The organism is Pseudomonas sp. Bout1 (assembly GCF_034314165.1).
Lineage (GTDB): Bacteria > Pseudomonadota > Gammaproteobacteria > Pseudomonadales > Pseudomonadaceae > Aquipseudomonas.
In genome coordinates this window covers 6,923,197-6,941,101 of sequence record NZ_JAVIWK010000001.1, presented here as the reverse complement: position 1 = coordinate 6,941,101, position 17,905 = coordinate 6,923,197, and the positions used below count along the sequence as shown (strand labels likewise).

At 60.4% G+C, this 17,905-nt stretch carries 10 protein-coding genes; 4 read left to right on the top strand and 6 right to left on the bottom strand.

What is annotated here, in order from left to right:
- Positions 1-10: 10 nt before the first annotated feature.
- The 4 genes from RGV33_RS32220 to RGV33_RS32205 all read right to left on the bottom strand — a co-directional run bounded on the left by RGV33_RS32220 (position 11) and on the right by RGV33_RS32205 (position 5,411).
- Positions 11-403, bottom strand: a complete 393-nt coding sequence (locus RGV33_RS32220; RefSeq protein WP_322148500.1) for a DUF4398 domain-containing protein — start codon at positions 401-403, stop codon at positions 11-13.
- Positions 404-502: 99 nt separating this feature from the next.
- Positions 503-913 carry a hypothetical protein gene (locus tag RGV33_RS32215; protein ID WP_322148498.1) on the bottom strand — a complete coding sequence of 137 codons (411 nt, stop codon included), beginning with the start codon at positions 911-913 and terminating at the stop codon, positions 503-505.
- 214 nt (positions 914-1,127) lie between these two features.
- Complete coding sequence (locus RGV33_RS32210; RefSeq protein WP_322148497.1) at positions 1,128-4,742, bottom strand: transporter substrate-binding domain-containing protein; 3,615 nt, start codon at positions 4,740-4,742, stop codon at positions 1,128-1,130.
- A gap of 42 nt (positions 4,743-4,784) precedes the next feature.
- Positions 4,785-5,411, bottom strand: a complete 627-nt coding sequence (locus RGV33_RS32205) for a response regulator transcription factor (protein WP_322148496.1) — start codon at positions 5,409-5,411, stop codon at positions 4,785-4,787.
- Positions 5,412-5,952: 541 nt separating this feature from the next.
- Here RGV33_RS32205 and RGV33_RS32200 point away from each other — a divergent pair.
- The 4 genes from RGV33_RS32200 (at position 5,953) to RGV33_RS32185 (ending at position 9,770) form a co-directional block, all read left to right on the top strand.
- Positions 5,953-6,165, top strand: a complete 213-nt coding sequence (locus RGV33_RS32200) for a hypothetical protein (protein WP_322148495.1) — start codon at positions 5,953-5,955, stop codon at positions 6,163-6,165.
- A gap of 550 nt (positions 6,166-6,715) precedes the next feature.
- The gene (locus RGV33_RS32195) at positions 6,716-7,954 is read left to right on the top strand and encodes a class I adenylate-forming enzyme family protein (RefSeq protein WP_322148494.1); all 1,239 of its coding nucleotides are present in this window, start codon (positions 6,716-6,718) and stop codon (positions 7,952-7,954) included.
- A gap of 71 nt (positions 7,955-8,025) precedes the next feature.
- Positions 8,026-8,607, top strand: coding sequence for a LemA family protein (locus RGV33_RS32190; RefSeq protein WP_010168443.1), 582 nt, complete (start codon positions 8,026-8,028; stop codon positions 8,605-8,607).
- Positions 8,604-9,770 carry a hypothetical protein gene (locus RGV33_RS32185; protein ID WP_322148493.1) on the top strand — a complete coding sequence of 389 codons (1,167 nt, stop codon included), beginning with the start codon at positions 8,604-8,606 and terminating at the stop codon, positions 9,768-9,770. Before RGV33_RS32190 ends, RGV33_RS32185 begins: the two co-directional genes overlap by 4 nt.
- On the opposite strand, the gene pbpC is transcribed toward RGV33_RS32185, so the two are convergent.
- On the bottom strand, positions 9,771-12,068 hold the full coding sequence (gene pbpC, locus RGV33_RS32180) for a penicillin-binding protein 1C (protein ID WP_322148492.1): 2,298 nt from the start codon (positions 12,066-12,068) through the stop codon (positions 9,771-9,773).
- Entirely contained in the window at positions 12,049-17,892 is a 5,844-nt protein-coding gene (locus RGV33_RS32175; protein WP_322148491.1) for an alpha-2-macroglobulin, read from the bottom strand. Before RGV33_RS32175 ends, pbpC begins: the two co-directional genes overlap by 20 nt.
- Between the last annotated feature and the right edge of the window lie 13 nt (positions 17,893-17,905).

Here is a 17,905-nt window from a genome sequence, read left to right as displayed (position 1 = left end):
AAGGTGATCCTCAGTGGGTGGCATCAGGGGCGTTGAGCATTTCCTGCTTGAGGACCTGGATGCCCTCCTGCGCCTGCTTCAAGACCTGCTGCTTACGTACGGCTTGTGCCTTGGCTTCAGCCACGTTGGCGTCGGCCTCGATCTGCTCGGCGAGCGTGCTGACCTGGACGTAATTCTTTTCCCCTATGGCCTGCTCCATGCGGGCCAACTTGTCCTGAGCGGTCTTCATTTCAAGCGGCGCGAATTGCGTCGCTTGCGCTGACACAGCACGCTCGACCGCGTCGCGGGCCAAGGAGATTTTCTCGGCAGGCGGTGGTGCACTGGCGCATCCCGCCAATACTCCTGCAACGATTACGGCCCAGGCTGAGCGGCTGATGCGCTTGCTCATAGTGGTCATCTTCATGGTTTGACTCCTAAGCATTTTTATAACTGCGCAGGTAAGGCCCCGGCAGCGAACAACATCGGTCAGCGCGACGACCAAGCCGTCACGCATCGCGAATTTCTAACGCTGGATGTCGCCCAAGGCGCGCATCAGGGTGTAGAGGTCTGCCGACCTTGCCATCATCAGCGTGCCCCACTTTCCGGTTGGTGCGGATTCGCGCAACAGCAGGTAGTCGTCGCCGTAGATCAGGGCGTTGCGCACATTGACGTTTTGTTGGCAGAACAGGCCAGCATCAATGCCCGCTTCACGGGTTAAGTCGGCATTCAGCACCACAAGATCAAATACCAACCCTGGCGACTGCGTGACCTGGTCCAGTTCCTGAAAAGAGCACACCGGCGCTATGCGGAATTGGCCGAGCAGGTTCAGGCATTTCTCGATCAATCGGCATTGGTAGTGCTGTTTATCAGCAATCAAAATACGTAATGGAGGTATGGCCACGGGCATCGTCTTCAGCAAGGAAAGGAGGTACATGGATCAGAAGGTGTCGACAGAAAACTTCCCGCGATCAAGCGGGACAAAAAGTAACTTCAGGTTCAAAAAACCGCCCACGGCAAAGCATGGAGGTTTCGCTCGACTTCAAGCGATACGCCCATGCTAGGTAGGAAAATGCTTAGAGAAAGAATGAAAAATCCTACGCTCGTGTAGGATTTTTCAGAGAGAAGGCGCCGGTCCGACCCGCAAACTTTTAGATCATGCCAGCTTCGCGCAAGGTCTCGAGGGACTCGTTCAATGCTTCCATAGACTGCTGCACCGCATCAACGGCTTCGGTAACCGCATCGGCATCTGCGTTGTTGCAGGCTGTTTCCAGCTGCTCGCATTGCTGAATCAGGCTTTGCGCCTTGATGATCCGCGCCCCGCCCTTAACACGGTGTGCCAAGTCGGCGAGCCCCTGCAAATCGTCGCTGGTGTAAAGACGCAACAAGCGCCTCAGATCTTCCTCGGTGCTGCGGGCCAGATCATTTACTAGCCGTTGAATGGTCGACTTGTCGCCACGTGCCAGCTGCTTGAGGCTGGACAAATCCATGTCGAGGCTATCTAGATTGATTGGGGTTGAAGGTTGCACTCTGGACCGTGGTTCGACCGACGCCAAGCGCTGGCTTAGGTCAGTGATACTGATCGGTTTGAACAGGCAGTCATCCATTCCGGCTTCAAGGCAACGGCCACGTTCCTCAGGCTGGGCGTTTGCGGTAAAGCCCAACACCAGACACGCTTGCAACTGTCGGGCGCGTTCCTCATCACGAATCGCCTGGGCGAGTTGGTAGCCGTTCATAGTCGGCATATTGCAGTCAGTAATCACCACATCGAAGCTGTCGTTACGCCAGGCACGCAAGCCATCGGCACCGTCTTCTGCGTCAGTGACGTGGTGCCCCAAGTAGTTCAACTGCTGGCTCAACAAGATACGGTTGGCCGGGTAGTCGTCGACAATCAGGATATTCAGCGCGCCGATTTGCGACAGTGGTTCCACTACGGTGACAAGCGCAGTGCTGAGGGGCGTCAGGGTAGTCAACTCAAAGCCGACATCGACCGTGGTGCCCTGTCCCAAGTCGCTGCGCAACTGCAACTGGCCACCCATCATTTCACACAGTGTGCGGCAGATCACCAGGCCCAGGCCAGAACCGCTGCGTGCCGAGAGCTTGTTGTTGGACGCCTGGGTAAACGGACTGAACAGTCGCGCCTGATCAGCCTCGGAGATACCGATGCCGGTGTCTGCTACCCGCATTCGCACCGAAACCCGGTCATCCGCGTTCGGCGCGGTGACACTGAGGCTCAACATCACCCGGCCGCGCTCGGTGAATTTGATCGCGTTACTCAACAGGTTGGACAGAATCTGCTTGAAGCGCAGCGGATCGATCATCACATCCATGTTCGGGCCAAGGTCGAGGTCCACCAGCAATTGCACCTGCTTCTGCTGCGCCAGCCCTTCGAAGATCCTGACCACCGACTCGGTTAGCTCCCGCAGGTTGGCGCGCTGGGGCGACAATGATAGGCGCCCGGACTCGATACGCGCGATGTCCAGCACGTCCCCAATCAGGTCGAGTAAACCCCGAGCGGCCCCCGACGCTACGTCGAGAGCAAAGCGGTCCATCACGCCCTGGTCTGCACGTTTGGTCGCCAATTCCAACATGCCGATCACTGCGTTCATCGGCGTACGAATTTCATGGCTCATCGTCGCGAGGAACGTGGTCTTCGCGCGGTTTGCGTCATCAGCAGAGCCCTTGGCCTCGATCAGTTCTTCCATGAGAATCTGACGCTCGCTAATGTCGATCCAACCTCCGATCATGCCGGTGACTTCACCCTTACTGTCGCGGTACGGCAGCATCCAGTGGTAGATGGTCAAGCGTTTGCCATTGGGCAGGGTCAGCGGGCGGTCCAGCACACGCGGCTCGCCGTCTCTCATCACCTGCAGGTAGTCGTCGTGATAACCCCGGGCCTCGGCCTGGTCACCGCTCAAACCATCCACCACCTGAGTGCCAATCACCGCTTCGCGGGGCAGCCCGACGACGTTCAGATAGCTGGCGTTGCACACCAGCATACGACCGTCGCGGTCACGCACATAGATAGGGTGCGGCGTACCGTCGATCAACACGCGCATGAACTCCACCTGATCGTTCAGGGCTTGTTCGGCGGCGATACGCTTGCGGATCAACGAGCGCAGATAGGCAATCCAGCCAGCGGCCAGCAGCAGGACCAGGCCGAGCACGATTGAACCGCGGATGATCATGCTGCGATAGCGCGGCCAGAAGTTACCGTCCACCAGTACCTCGGTACGCCAGCGGCTGGTGAGTTCATCCATTTCTTCCGGGGGGATGCTCAACAAGGCTTTGTCGAGAATCGAGTACAGCTCCAGTGCCCCACGGTTGGTGGCCAGCGTAATGCGTGCCGGCGCTGTGCCTACAGTGCTGGTAACACGCAACTGGTCGCGGTACTGCCGCGAGATGATGTAACGCGCACTGATCAGCGGGTTGACGGTGGCATCGGCTTCCCCCTTGGCAACCATAGCCAGCGTCTCGGCGACGTCTGGTGCCGGCAACAGCCGGATACGGGGGTACTGGTGTCGGATGTTTTCTTCAATGGTGCTGCCAGGAATTACGGCCAGGCGCTTGTCACCCATATCGTCGAGGGTCAGCGGGCTACCCGTTTCGCTGCGGCTGACCAACACATAAGGATTGCTGATAAAAGGTCGGGTAAAGCGCAGAACGTTCTCGCGGCCTGCACTCGGAACAATGGCGCCGATCAAATCGGCCTCACCATTGGTCACGGTATTGGCCAACTCCTCGACCGAGCGGGTGCGCACCACTTGGAAACGCAGCCCTGTACGCAGGCTGATTTTGGCCAGCAACTCGGCGCCGATACCACGGAAGTCATCTTTTTCGTCGGAAAACGAAAACGGCAGGAAGGTATCGACAATCGCTACTTTGAGGCGCGGATGCTCATTGAGCCAGCGTTGTTCGGCGGCCGTGAAGTTCAATCGATGATTGCCGGGAATGCTGGTTTCACCGGCGCTCCAGCGGCGCTCGATGGTCATGCGTTCACTGGCCGGAATCACCGCCAGCGCCTTATCGACGATCCTTTTTAGCTGCGTGTTCGCGGACCTCAGGGCAAAGGCAAAATGGCTGCCTGCCATCTGTGAAAAGTCCGCCAGTTGCACATTGTTCAAGTAATTCTTATTGATAAGGTAATTGGTACTGATCGCATCGCCCAGGTACACATCGGCCTGGCCGAAGGCGACAGCTCCGATGGCACTCAAGGTAGACGGGAAAAGTTGCAGATTGGCCTTTGGGTAAAACGCCCGTACTTTGTCAGCTGGCAGGTAGTGGTAAAGCATTGCCACTTGCTTGCCTGCCAGATCCGGCGCGAGAACTTCGCTTTCCGGGTTGTCGTTGCTGCGAATCACCAGAGTCGGCTGGTCTTCAGCGTAAGGCGTAGAAGCGATCAGTGTCGGGTCGGCGGCCTCAAAACCGTTAGCGGTACCCAGAAGATCGATCTCGCCGTTTTTCAGCGCCTCGATAACCTGGGATCGGGAGTCATAACGACGCACGGTGATCGGCACATGCAGCAACTCGGACAGCAGCCCGGCAAAGTCCGCGGTAATGCCTTCAAGATCTTGCCCGTCGTTACTCAAGTCAAACGGCGCGTAGTCCGGCACCGAAGTTCCGAGCACCAGGCCTTCGTGCTGACGCAGCCATCGCCAGTCATTCTCGTCCAGTTCGACGCTGTAATTGTCTACCTTGGAACGCCCGAGCAGGCGCAACGTTTCGGTGTCGGCATAGCTCGTCCCGGCGAACCACAACTGGCCCACCAGTAGCCATCCTGCCCACCATCGTCCGTAGAGAGTCTTCATTTAAATTAGATGATTACGCTTGGCAAACTCTGCCAGATAAACCACAGATTTGACGTTGAGCTTCTGAATCAGTCGCGTTTTATAGGTGCTCACGGTTTTGCTGCTGATCAGCAAAAGATCGCCAATTTCCTTGTTGCTGCTACCCCAGGCCAAGTGCTGCAGCACCGCCAGTTCGCGGTCGGAGAGGCTTTTGATCAAGTCGAGTTCGGTGGTCTCAATGTCTGATGCGCGCACCGAGGCGGTGTTGAGGTTGGGGAAAAACGTGAAGCCGCCCATCACGGCCTTCACCGCCCGCAGCACTTCATTCAAATCGTCGGTTTTCGACACATAACCCGCGGCACCGGCTTTCATGCAGCGCGTGGCAAACAGTGCGGCGGGCTGGGATGTCAGGACAAGAATCCGGGTATTGAGCCCCAATCCCTGGATACGACCGATGACTTCCAGGCCATCGAGCTTGGGCATGGAAATGTCGAGAATTATCAGGTCTGGCGCGTGCTCGCGGGACAACTGAATGGCATCGGCGCCATTGTCGGCTTCGCCAACGATCTGAAAGTGTTCCTGCTCCAGCATGGTCTTAACTGCTGAGCGGATGAAGAAGTGGTCGTCGACAACTAGCGCTTTTGGCATGGCGAACCTGTAAGGGGTTAGATACGGTTAGTCACGCGGGATAAGTGTTGCTTCCGTTGATGGCAAACCCAGAGCTTTACGGTAAAAGAATTTACAGCACTGGTTTGAAACAGAGAAATTTCCTACGTGAGATAAGCATAGTCTGCCTACTGAATGGGAAAACTGGCGAAGGGCTTTTCCCACAGAAGCGTAGGTTTTTTCATACGCACCGAAGCAAACCTTGAGCGTCGTGGAGCCGAGAGGCGTCATCCATCGTACTCGTGAGGTGAGAGAAATTGAGCTGTCGGAAGGTATACGTGATGCAATGAAATTCAAAGTCCGCTGCGCAACGCTATTGAGAAATTGCACTCTACCTGACCCGCTGTTTGCAGGTGACTTGAGCAGATACTTTGAATGAATTCCTCAGCGCCTCAGAATTTGCTCTAAACCATTTTTAGATCACAGGTGGGAAATCGCACGGGATTGCCCCAATTGTTATGCGACTTATCAGCTGTGGTCAGCATTTCAATAAACAGAATTTCGAAAGAAAGGGAACCCCGCCATGCAAAAGCTGGCTGCCGAGGAAATCGCCTTTGAACGGATTATCCAAGGGATTTGCACGTGGCGCCCGGACTTGAAGCCGGAGGAAGTCAAAGAGCGCATTCAGCGCCTGGCTGAAGCGAACTTGCACACGCATCGCCAATGTGCTGAGTCGTGTCAGATGCGAGCGCGCGAAGGCGAGCCGATGCCATGGGAAGAAGGCGCGCCGGGGTGAGCCCCCCGCGTTACCAATAACACCACTTATGTTCAATCGCCCCCCGCACTTGATAGCAAGTCGGGGGGCTTTTTTTGTGCTCAAGATCATCACTTTAGGCTAAATCGATATATCGATTTTATGCAAAGTGATTTTACGCGAACCCCGTTCAAGTTGAGCTCGCAACTCTGGATGCTCGATGTTCCTCACACGCATCCTGTTTTGAACTTGGGAAACCAAGGTGGCGTAGGCACTGATCGTGTTCGTCGGATATCCGCAAAGCCTTGTCGTTTCTGGCTGCGACAGTTTTAATTCTCTAGAAAATATGCCCGAAACGGATTTTTGGGCGGTTGCGACAGTTTTGCGTTTCCTCTACAAGAAGCTGCAGGCTGCGAAACACGTACCCCTGTCGCGACAGTTTTAATTCTCTAAATTCAAAACCCCCGATCTTCGGGGGTTTTGCTTTTTCAGGGGCCAGGAATTTCACGGAATAAACCGCCAGCACCGCGTGTTCCCTTGTGGAGTCCGCGCACCGTTGCGCGGCCCCTGACCTGGCCCCTGGAAAACGTCCATGCTGACCTGCTTCGCTGCTGCGCAAACCCTGTCGCCTTCTGAAACACCGCTGCAAGCGCTGTTCCGCCATGCTGCCGAGCGCCCCAACGCGGTGGCCTTGATTGCCGACGGTGACGTCTGGTCCTATCACCGCCTTGCCAGCGAAGTCGCGTGCCTGAGCACCGGGTTACGCCGTGCGGGCATTGTTCCGGGCGAGCGTATTGTGCTGTCTGTCAGAACTTCACCGGTGTACGCGGTGTTCCTGTTTGCCGCGATGATCACGAGCGCGATCGTGGTGCCGTTGAAGATCGAGTTCAAGGCCCATGAGTTGAATGAGTTCCTGGGCTGGCTGCGCCCTGCGTTGTTTATCCATGAAATGGAACTGCAGCAGGTTGTCTCCCTACTCAAGACAACGCACATTCGCACCTTCGATGCCAGCGACCGAGGCCCGCGCTCCTGGCGTCATCTACAGGGCTACGCCTCGCGCACAGAGGTTTCGCTGCCTGTGGATATCGACTCCACCTTCCTGCTGCTCGCCACCTCCGGCACCACGGGCATGCCAAAGCTGGTGGCGTATAACCAGCGCGTGGTTTCCCACGTGATTGGCGCCCTGACGGCCTGGCCCCTTGGGCCTGAAGCGAGCGTCATCGGCTGCACCTCGGTGGCCTATGTCTCGGGAACACTGCTGATGCTGGCGTCGATGATTCACGGCTGCCAGGAAGTGTTGATCAGCCATTTTGATGCCGACACCGTACTCGATGCCGTCGAACAGCACAGCGGCACCACCCTGTTTGTCGCGCCGTTTACCTGCATGCCGCTGGTGCAGGCGCAGCGTAAGCGGCCTCGCGATATCAGCTCACTGCGCACCTGCGGTGTGGGCGGTAATACTTGCCTACGGCAGGTTGCCGAAGCCTTCGAAAACACTTTCAACCTCCCGCTGGGCAATACCTACGGTTTGACCGAGTGCATTGGCAGCACGGTCTTTGGCGAGGATTTTGGCGCCTTGCGTGGAGTGTCTGGCCGTACACGGCTGGTGGATGCCACAGGCGAGGACGTCGCCCAAGGCACGGTGGGCGAGCTGCACCTGCGCGGCCCGAACCTGAGCCTCGGCTACTGGACCGGCCCCGGAGACATCATCAGCCACACCCGAAACGGCTGGTTTGCCACCGGCGACCTGATGCAACAGGACGCCAACGGTGACTATCGGTTCGTCGGGCGCAACTACCGGGCATCGGCTCTTGCTGTTTCTGTGGACTAATTCCGGGAGTATTGCTCCGCTTTGGCCCTAGAATGCGCCCTGTGGATAACTAGCCAGGGAATGCCTTCACCATGAACATAGAACTGCTGATCGCCGGTATCGTCGTGCTGATTATTGTCGTCGGCCTGGTCGGCTGGCTGGTGGGGGTCTACAACGGCCTGGTGATGCGGCGCAACGATGTGGATAAAGCCTTCGCCAACATCGACGTATTGCTCAAGCAACGGGCCGACCAGATTCCCGACCTGATGCGCGTGGTGCAAACCGCCATGAACCATGAGAACGCGCTGTTCACCCGCCTCAGCGACGCCCGCACCGCCTACCTCAACGCCAGCAGCCTGACCGATAAGGTCGATGCCTCCAACCAGCTCAATACCGCGCTCAAGTCGGTGATTGCGGTGGCCGAGAATTACCCGACGCTGATCTCCGGCCCCAATATGGTCGAGTTGCAGCAGGCGATCTCGGCGGTGGAGGAACGCATCGCCGACCGCCGCGAATTCTTCAACGAGTCGGTAAACCTCTACAACATTGCCATCGCGATTTTCCCCGACCTGTTCTTCGCAAAGATGCTCGGCTACCAGCGCATCCCGCTGCTGGCCATCAGCGCCGAAGAAACCCGCTACGAGGGCGTGAAGCTTGAGGTGCCGGGCGCATGAAAACTACCCAGGCGGGCGTTGTCGCGAAAAAGCCAGCGTGGAAAACCCTGGTGGCGCTAGTCTTTCTCGCGGGTTTCATCGGCCTGATGGTCTATGCCCCGACGATCCTGGTGGCGCTGTTTTTCCCGGTTTGCATCTTGATCGGCCTGCTGGCCAGCTTCGGCCCCAACTTCTATCGCACCGAACAGCGTCTGGCCACCAGCCAGATACGCGCATTGGCCATGGGCCTGGTGGAAGTGAACGGCAAGGTGATCGTCGACACGCCGCTGGTTTCCCCGGTCAACGGCAAGCCTTGCGCCGGTTACGTGTGGATCGTCGAGGAAGGCACCAAGGACAAGGACGGCGATTGGAGCTGGAGCCAGGTTTCGGCCGAAGCTCGCTGCAATGACTTCCGCCTGCAGGATGCCACGGGGGAAGTGTCGGTGTTTGCCGAAGGCATCGACCTGTTCGGCAAGAAGTCCCCTGACGAACATGAATTGATCGGTAGCTCACGCCGTCAGGGCGAACTGCTGCTCACCCAGGATATGCAGGTAATGCTGATTGGCGATGCCTGCGAGCGCGAAGGCAAGACGGTGATTGCCCAGGGCCGGCAACGTGATGCGGTGTTCGGCCTGGCCGAGACCAAGGATGTGGAGAATCGCCGCGTGCTGGCGCCGCTGTGGCGCGCCGGTGGTTTTTACGCGGTGGTGGTGGGTTTGATCGGCGTCGGCATCATGGCCATGACCCCGGAGCATTTTGCCCAGTTGCATTTGCCGGGCCCCGCCACCTACCAGCAAATGGCGGCACTGAACCCGGCCTATCGCTTTTTGGCCTGGTTGTACCGTGACAACGGCTTCGTGATTCCCTTCATGGCCGCGTTCGGGTTCTTGCTGTCGATGTTTGTGGTGTTGCTCGCACTGCGGCTCTTGCTGCCCAAGGGCATGCGCCTGGCGGTAGGCCGGGTGCTGGGTGCCTGGATGGGCCTGGGCATGGTGATTGGCGGCGTGGTGACCTTGCTGCTGGTGGTAGCCCAGGTGGACACCATGAAGGTGTTCCTGGTGTGGATGATGATTCTGCTGGGCACCCTGGTGTTCTCGATCTTTGAGCAGCGCAAGCTGGGCGCGGCGTACAAGCATTTTACAAAAGACGCCGGCACCGCCAGTTTCGGCGACGAAGATGCCTGATCAGGGCACAAACTCCACTTTCAAGCCCCGGCTGGCGCTACGGCCCTGATCATCAGTCACCCGCAACCGATATTCCCCCGACTTGCCCGGGCGCCAGTTCAGCGTGGTTTGCGGCGGGCCCTGGCCAATCAATGTCTGGTCGGCGAACCAATACAGCGTCTGCGCATCACTGGCCGCGTTGGCGTTCAGCGGAATGCTTTCCTGGGGCTGTGACAGGCGCAGATGGTAGCTGACCTGGGTCAGTGGCGAACGAATCTGCGGCGCTTCGCTCTGGTCGCCGATGCGATTGGGTTGGCAGCTTTTCTGCACATTGGGCGGCGTGCGTCGCGGCAGCCCGGCGGCGCGAAACAGCCGCTGCACATCGCTGGGCCAGAATTCGAAGACTTCTTCGCGAGTGTACTGCGGGTCGAAGGGCGGGCACGCGGCCTTGCCGGTGCGGGTGTCGATCAGCACCGGGCGGTGCAGGTTGGACACGCGAATCGGTGACACGCCGGGGATGTACCACGTCTTGCGAGTGCGCGGGCACCAGCGGTTGGGCAACTCGCCGGAGGCGGCGCAGACGTCGATGCGGATCAACCCGGCGGGCGGCTTGTCGGGTTTGATCACCACATTGGGCAAGGCCAGCGGCAGGGCGTCGGCGATGCGGAAGAACAGCGGTGCGGCGGTTTTCGCGCCGATAAACTCAGGGTTCGGACGGCCGTCGAAGTTGCCCACCCACACCACCAGCACGTACGGGCCTACGAGGCCTGCGCTCCAGGCATCGTGAAAACCCCAGGACGTGCCGGTCTTCCAGGCCGTGCGCCAATGGCGTCCCGGCAGGCCGTCCGGGCGCGGGTTGCGCCGCAGCATGTCGCGCACCATAAACGCGGCCTGCGGTGTGAGTAACTGGGCGCCGGTGGTTTGCGGCTGCTCCTGCAAATAGCGCAGGGGCCGCAAATGCCCGTCACCTGCCAACATCACATACAGCCGCGCCAGTTCCTCGGGCGTCATCTCGCCGCCGCCCAAGGCCAGTGCCAAGCCGTAATGGCTTTCGCCTCGAAGGCCCTTGATCCCGGCGCGTTGTAGCAATCCGTAGAGTGACGGCGAGCGGGTTTGGCTGGCCAGCCAGACAGCCGGGATATTGCGGCTGCGAATAAGCGCGTCGCGGGCCGTCACCGGGCCGACAAAACTGCCGTCGAAATTTTCCGGCTGGAAGTAGCCGAAGTTACTCGGCATGTCCTTGAGGATGCTCATGGGGTGGATCACCCCTTGGTCCAGCGCCAGCCCATACAGGAATGGCTTGAGGGTCGAGCCCGGCGAACGCCGCGACAGCACGCCGTTGACCTGGCCGTGAATGCCCGTGGATGAGTAGTCTGCCGAGCCCACCAGGGCTTTTACGCTCTGGTCGCGGCTGTCGATCAGGATCGCCGTGGCGTTTTCCACACCGCTGCTGCGGCGCTCGGCGATAAAGCCGGTGATCAGGCGCTCCAGCAATTGTTGCAGTGGCAGGTTGAGGGTGCTGTTCAGCTCGTTGCCGGTCTGCGAGGCCAGCAGTTGTTCGCTCAGGTGCGGCGCCAGAAACGGGATTTGCTGGCGGGTGCGGGCTTCCAGTGGCAGGTCCAACAAACTGTCGTTTCGCGGGTCCTGTGGATAAGTCTCCCGCCAATCGGCCATCAGCCGCTGCCGGGCGGTTTGCAGCGATGGGCCGAAGCGCGCGCGGCGGCCGGGTTGCTGGGGAATCACGGCCAGGGCGAGGGCTTCAGACAAAGACAATTGCGCTGCGGACTTGCCAAAGTAAATCCGGCTGGCCGCTTCGGCGCCTTCGATATTACCGCCCATGGGTGCCAGGTTGAGATAGGCCTCCAGGATGTCATGCTTGCTGTAGCGCGCCTCCAGCCACAACGCCAAGGCCATTTGCTCGAGCTTGCCGGGCACCTGGCGGGTATTCAGATCCCACAGACGCCTGGCCAACTGCATGCTCAACGTCGAACCGCCCTGGCGCTGGCCGCCGCTGTAGGTGGCCATGGCCGCCCGCAGTAACGCCGGGGGATTGATTCCCGGGTGCCAATAGAAGTTGCGGTCTTCCTTGAGCAGCAGCGCCTCCACCAGTGACGGAGAAATCCGCTCCAGCGGTAGCCACAGGCGATATTGCCCGTCAGCCGCCAGGGTCATGCGCAGCAGCGAACCGTCGTCGGCCAGCACCACCCGTGAGGAGGTGGCAGCGTGTTCCAGCGGTGCATGGGGCCACAACCGCAGCCCCGCCAGAATCAGCGCCGCTGCCAGCAGCGGCGTCAGGCGTTTAAGGCTTGGTAATTTCAAGCTGGCCTACTTTGCCGCGTCCTTGCAGGGTGGTTTCGTACATGCCCTCGGCGTAGGCCGGTGGCGTATTGAAGGTACCGGCGTTGGTGGCGCGCACGCGGTACACGAAGGTGCCTACATCCCGCAGCGCGGTGCCGTACAACACCACTCGGTCATCACGCACATCGACATAGTCCGGCTGCCAGTTGCTCAGGTCGGTCTCGCCGATCGGCGCTTGCCAGGCGTCGGCTTCCTCGGTGTCTTCGCTGGTTTCAACGTACTCCGAATCGTCGCCTTCGCTTTCCTCGCTGCTGGCCGCTTCCGGCTCCGGCGGCAAGTTATACACAGGCTCGACACCACCCGGCAGCAAGTCGACCACGGCCACTTGCTGCACCTGGTCACGGTCGGTGGCCCGCAAGCGCAGGCGCACCAGGAACTCATCACCCACCGCGACCTTGCTGACCGGGTTGCCTTTGAGGTCGAGGTATTCGTGGATGATTTCCAGGCCGTTGTTGATCGGTTTCAGCGTAGCGCCCTTGTCATAGCCGGCTTCGCTCAGCATGTAGAACGCCGCCGGGCCGTCGGATTTTTCCATTTGCAGTTTTTGCGTGCCGGCCGGTACCGCCGCACGTGGCGGCTGGCCGGCCATCTGCAACAACTGTTGCTGCTTGTCGCCGAGCCAAGCAGTCGCCTTGAGCGTCATGTCGCTTTGCGCGCGCTGGCCGTAGTTGTCCAGGGCCCGCAGCAAAAGCGCCGCCGACAGCGAGTTGTAGCGCTGCTCGTTGAGGCGCTTGCCGAGTTTATCCAGCAGGCTGGCCGGCACATCGTCGAGCATTTGGGGGAAGTGCCGGGCGAGCAAATGCAGGTGCTCGGCGTCGTGCACCAGCGGGTCGTAATACAGGCCGTCGCTGTTCCACTTATCCACAAGGGAAAGCCATGGGACTTTGCGGAACACTGCATCGGCCTGGCGATCCTGCTTGAGCAACTTGTAGCTGGCGGCCAGGTACGCGGCGCCAATGTCGTTCTGCCAGGTGTCCTTGAAGTAGCTTTCATAGCGTTCGCGGATATCGCTCAAGGCGCCGCTTACCAGAATCCCCTGACGGCTCAACAGGTAACTGGCGTAGGCGCGGTTACGCAATTCCGACAGGCCTTCGCTCGGGCCGTTGGCCAGGTCGGTGAGGTACGCGTTGGAGCGTTGCAACAGGTCTTCCGGCACCGGCAGCCCGCGCTCCCGGGCCTCGATCAGGAAGTCGGTGGCGTACAGGCTGGCGTACGGCGCCACGTCCGGGTTGGCCGCCCACAAGCCGAAACCACCGGCCTGGTTCTGCCGCTGACGCAGCATGCGCACCGCGCCGCTGAAGGCCTGCTCGGCCTCGGGCGCGTTGCCGCCCCAGATCAACGCAGGCATTGCCTTGGACACCAACTGTTCGGTGCAGGCGTAGCCGTAGTCATCCAGGTAATGCTTGAGGCCGTTGGCCCAAACCAGCGGCGACGCGGCGACGCCCAACTGCACATCGCGCAACTGGCTGAACAGCTCACGGGTCGGTTTCAACTCTTTGCTGGCGCTGTCGAAACGGCCCAGGCTCAGGGCAACGCGATGCTCGCTCAATGGCCGGATCGAGGTGGTTTCCGCTACCTGGATACGCTTGCCATCCGGCAGCACCGCGACGAAGCGCAAGTCGGCCGAGCCGAGGTTTTCGCCTACCTTGATCTTGAACTCGGCAACGCCTTCCTTGCGCGGTTGCAACGCCAGGGTGCTGGCCTTGTCGCCTTGCACCTGCAGGCCATCGCTGGTCTGCACTTCAAACTTCACGTCCGCCGCGGCGTCCAGGTTGCTGAACACCCCGGCGCTGACGCTGAACACATCCCCCGGTGCGACAAAGGCCGGCACGTTCGGCGTGATCACCAGCGGCCCGCGCACTTCGGTGTTGGCTTCGCTGACGCCCACGCTGTCACTGTCCACGGCCACCGCAAACAGGTGCAGCTTGCCGTTGAAGCTGTCCGGGACCTGGTAATGCAGCACGGTTTCACCGGCCGGCAAGTCCACCAGGCCAGACCACCAGGCCACAGGCGGCTGGTGTTTGCGCTTGAACGGGTTGAGGTGGTTGGCCAGGGCACCCTCGGTATCACCACCGGGCGCTGCCCCACTGAGCAGACGGCTGAATTCCGGCAGGATCAGGTCAAGGATCTGACTGGTACCAACCTCCAACGCGCGCTTCTGGAAGAAGAAGCCCAGCGGGTCCGGCGCCTGGTAGCGCGCCACTTGCAGGATGCCTTCGTCCACCGCGTAGACCACTGCGCGGCCAGGGCGGTCGGCGTTGACCTTGATATCCAGGGTCTGCCCCGGCTCGATCTTCGCCGGGCCTTCGACTTTCAACGCCATGCGCCGCGCATCGAGGTTGATGCTGAACGGCACCACGCCGTAGGACAGCGGGCTCATGTAGACCTCGGACGAGCCGATGTCCCGCACGAACTGCACGTTGACGTAGGCATTGCCCTCAAGCCCCGCAGGAACGCGGATGTGTTGCACGCTGTTGGTGCTGTCGGCCTTGAACCATTGCTGGGTGTAGACCTTGTCCCGCTCGATGGTGATCAACCCGGCACCGGTGTACGGCGCACGAATACTGATGGCGATCTCATCACCGGTGGCGTAGCTGCGTTTATCCAGGCGCAGTTGCAACTCGGCGTTGCGTTCCAGGGAGCGCGAGGTGTTGCCCCGGCCGGCCACGCTGTAGTCGATCTGGTTCAGCAGGTTGCCGTTGGCGTCCTTGAGCTGCAGGGTGAAATCGCCCGGGGTGCCGGTGTTCAGGGTTTGCTTGGCGCCGTCCTTGGTCATTACGACAGGCGAGGCCAGCTGGCTGATGTTCTTGATGCGCGACTCGTACTTGTAGGTGCCGTTGGATTGCTTCACCAGCACCGAGACGTAGCGGTGCTCCACCACTTCACTGGTCAGGCCGTCCACGGCGACCGGCGTGAGGTCTGGCGCGACGGCCAGCCATTGCACCTGGCGCGGCGCGTCCTTGGCGACGAACGACAGCGAATCCTGGCTCTTCACACCTACCAGGTAGTGCGCCGCCGAGACCAGCAACGCGCTTTGTGCGGCGACGTTGCGGCCGCCTTCGGCTTCGTACACCTGGGTCATCACTTGCAGGCGGTAGGTGCTGTTGGCGAAGCGTTGCAGGTTGAGGTCCAGCACCGCCTGGCCATTGTCGTCGACGGTGGTTTCGGCCAGGTCTTCGGAGCTGGCTTCTTCCAGCGAGTCGTTCAGGCGGAAACGGTAATCGGGGTAGCGATCAAAGGCCGCGAGCGTTGGGCTCAGGGACATTTTGGCCGTAACGCGACGGCCGGCCGCCGGAGCGCCGAACAAGTGCATCGCGGTGACCTTGGCCACCACTTGGTCTGGCGGGATCCAGCCCAGCACCGGGGTGTCGTGCAGGCTGAGGCTGACTTTCATTCGGTCCGGTTCGAAGTCGCGGACCTTGAAGCTGACGCTGCCCAGGTCAGTGCGTCGCTGCTTCTCGCCGATCAGTTGCAAGGTGGCGGTGTAATCCCCGGAAGGCGCGACTTCGCTGCTCGGGAAATCAAAGGTTTCAAAACCGCTGGCGGAAAGCTTCAGCGGCTGGCGAATCACCTCCAGGCCCCGTGGGTCGGTGATTTGCAGCTCAACGGGCAAGCCTTGCAGCGCGCCTTTCCAGTCGCCGCTGCGCACGATCATGCCCAGGTGCGCGGTTTCGCCGGGCCGGTACAGGCCACGGTCGGTAAACAGGTAGGCACTGAGGCGATTGATCGCACCGTCCTCTTCCAGGCCGCCGACATCAAAGCGCGACAAATCCAGCTGCTGGGACTGACGGGCAATCGGCAGGAAGGATTGGTCATTGCCGCGACTGACCACATACATCAGCGGGGTTTTCTCGCGGCGCAGTTCATCCAGCTTGGCAAAATGCGCGTGGCCTTCGGTGTCGGTACGGCCACTGGCCACCGGCAAACCGTTGCGGCCGATGATATCGACCTGGGCGTCGGCTACCGGCGAGCCGTTGCCGATGGACTGCACGTACACATCGTGGCTGCCGTCGCTGGAGCGCTTGGCGATGATGCCCAAGTCGGTGACCACGATGAAGCGCAGGTCGCTGGTGGAGTCGTGGGAATACTCAAAGGTGCGATCGGCCGGGTCGTCCTGTGGGCTCAACTTGAGCACAAAAATGCCGCGGCGGCCGCCGTTGGCCGTCAGGTAATTGCTCAGGTCAACATTGTCATAGAGCGTTTTGGACGGGTCGCCAGCCGACAGCGGAATGTCCAGGCTCTGACGCTCCACCATCCGGTCGAAGTAGTCATTTGCAAAATTCGGTCGAGCAAAACTGCCGCTGCTCTGGTCCACCAGGTGCTGCAACTGGTTGGGCAGCAGGCGGGCAATTTCCACGTGGGCGCCGGGTACGCCGCGGGCCATGAAGCCCAGGCGTTTTTCGCCGGTAAGACTGAGCAGGGCGCCGTCAGACAGGAACTGCAGCGTGCGCGGATAGGCCGGCATGCTCACCAGGGAAGCTGTCGGATTTTTCGCCAGGTAGCCGCCGATGGCTTCCAGGTTGGCCGGTACCCGCACATACAGGGCGCGGCCAGGCGGGGCCTTGAACTTGAAGGCGTGCAGGGTATTCAGCGGTTCGACGCTCGGCACGTGGGTCAGCTTGACCTTGGTGCTGCTGGCCAACAGCTTGTCGTCGATGTCTTGCAGGTTCCAGGGGCGGGTGTCGTCCTGGGCTTTTTCCGGCAGCATCCAGGCCTGCACTTTGTTGGCGATGGTTTCATCGGCCACGGCGCTGGAGCTGCTGAACATCAATACCGGCTCGGGCTCGGCGCGTTCGTTGTCGACAAAGCTGACTTCGGCGCCGGTAAAAGTCAGGCGATAGCGCCCGGGTACGGTAACTTCGGCCACCAATGGCGCCGGGCTGGCGTTGCCGCCGTCACGTGCCTTGAGGCCTTCATCGAGCTTGGCGCTGACCGGGGTGCTTTCCAGCGGAGTGGCCAGGGCGGCGGAGCGCACGAAGGCATTGAGCTTGTGCTCGTCGAAGCTGATTTCCGGGCGGTTGGGCAGTTGCGCGTCGCGGTAGGCCAGGCCTTTGCCGAGGGTGACCGTGGCACGCTTGCGTACGCTGTCTTCATCTACCGGGTGGGAAAAGTGGAAGGTCGCTACCAACTGTTTCTGCGTCGGGTTGCTTGGGTCCTGGTACAACTCGTTTTGCGCCAAGGTGGCGCGGAACGGTTGGGTGGAAAATTGGCTGCTGTATTGGCCAAGTAGCACGCCGTCGGCCAACAGGTTCTTCTTGGCCAGGTCGATGGTGTAGTGGGCGTCGACGGGCCAGTCTTTTTCCGGGGTGAACATTAGGCTGTGGTCATCCGACCAGCGCCAGGCTCCAGCGATGGCCGGCTTGAGGGTGATGCCTTCGGTGACCGGTTTGCCAATCGCTGCCAGCGGTGCCACGGATTCGGCGAAGCGCACCTGCAAGTTATCCACAACGGGCTGCGGCTGGGTGTAATCCGTCAGGTTGGGCTTGTGCAGCGAATAGCCCACGGTGTGGGGCTGCGGCAGGTGGGAATACCAATGCCAGCCATAAAAGCCTACGGCCACCAGCAACACCAGGGCCAGTACGCCGCCAGCGGCCTGGCGCGGATACGCCCGGGCCTTATGGCCGGCGTTCACCACGCCGGTGCCTGCGGCGTGCAACCAGCGCGGCGGTTGCCATTGGCCGAACAGGCTGCGCGCCAGCCATCGCACGGCGTGCAACAGAACACTCACCACTGAGATCAAGGCGCCGAAAAAACGGCGGCTGGTCGCTTTTAACGAATCAAACATGGTGAGCATCCCT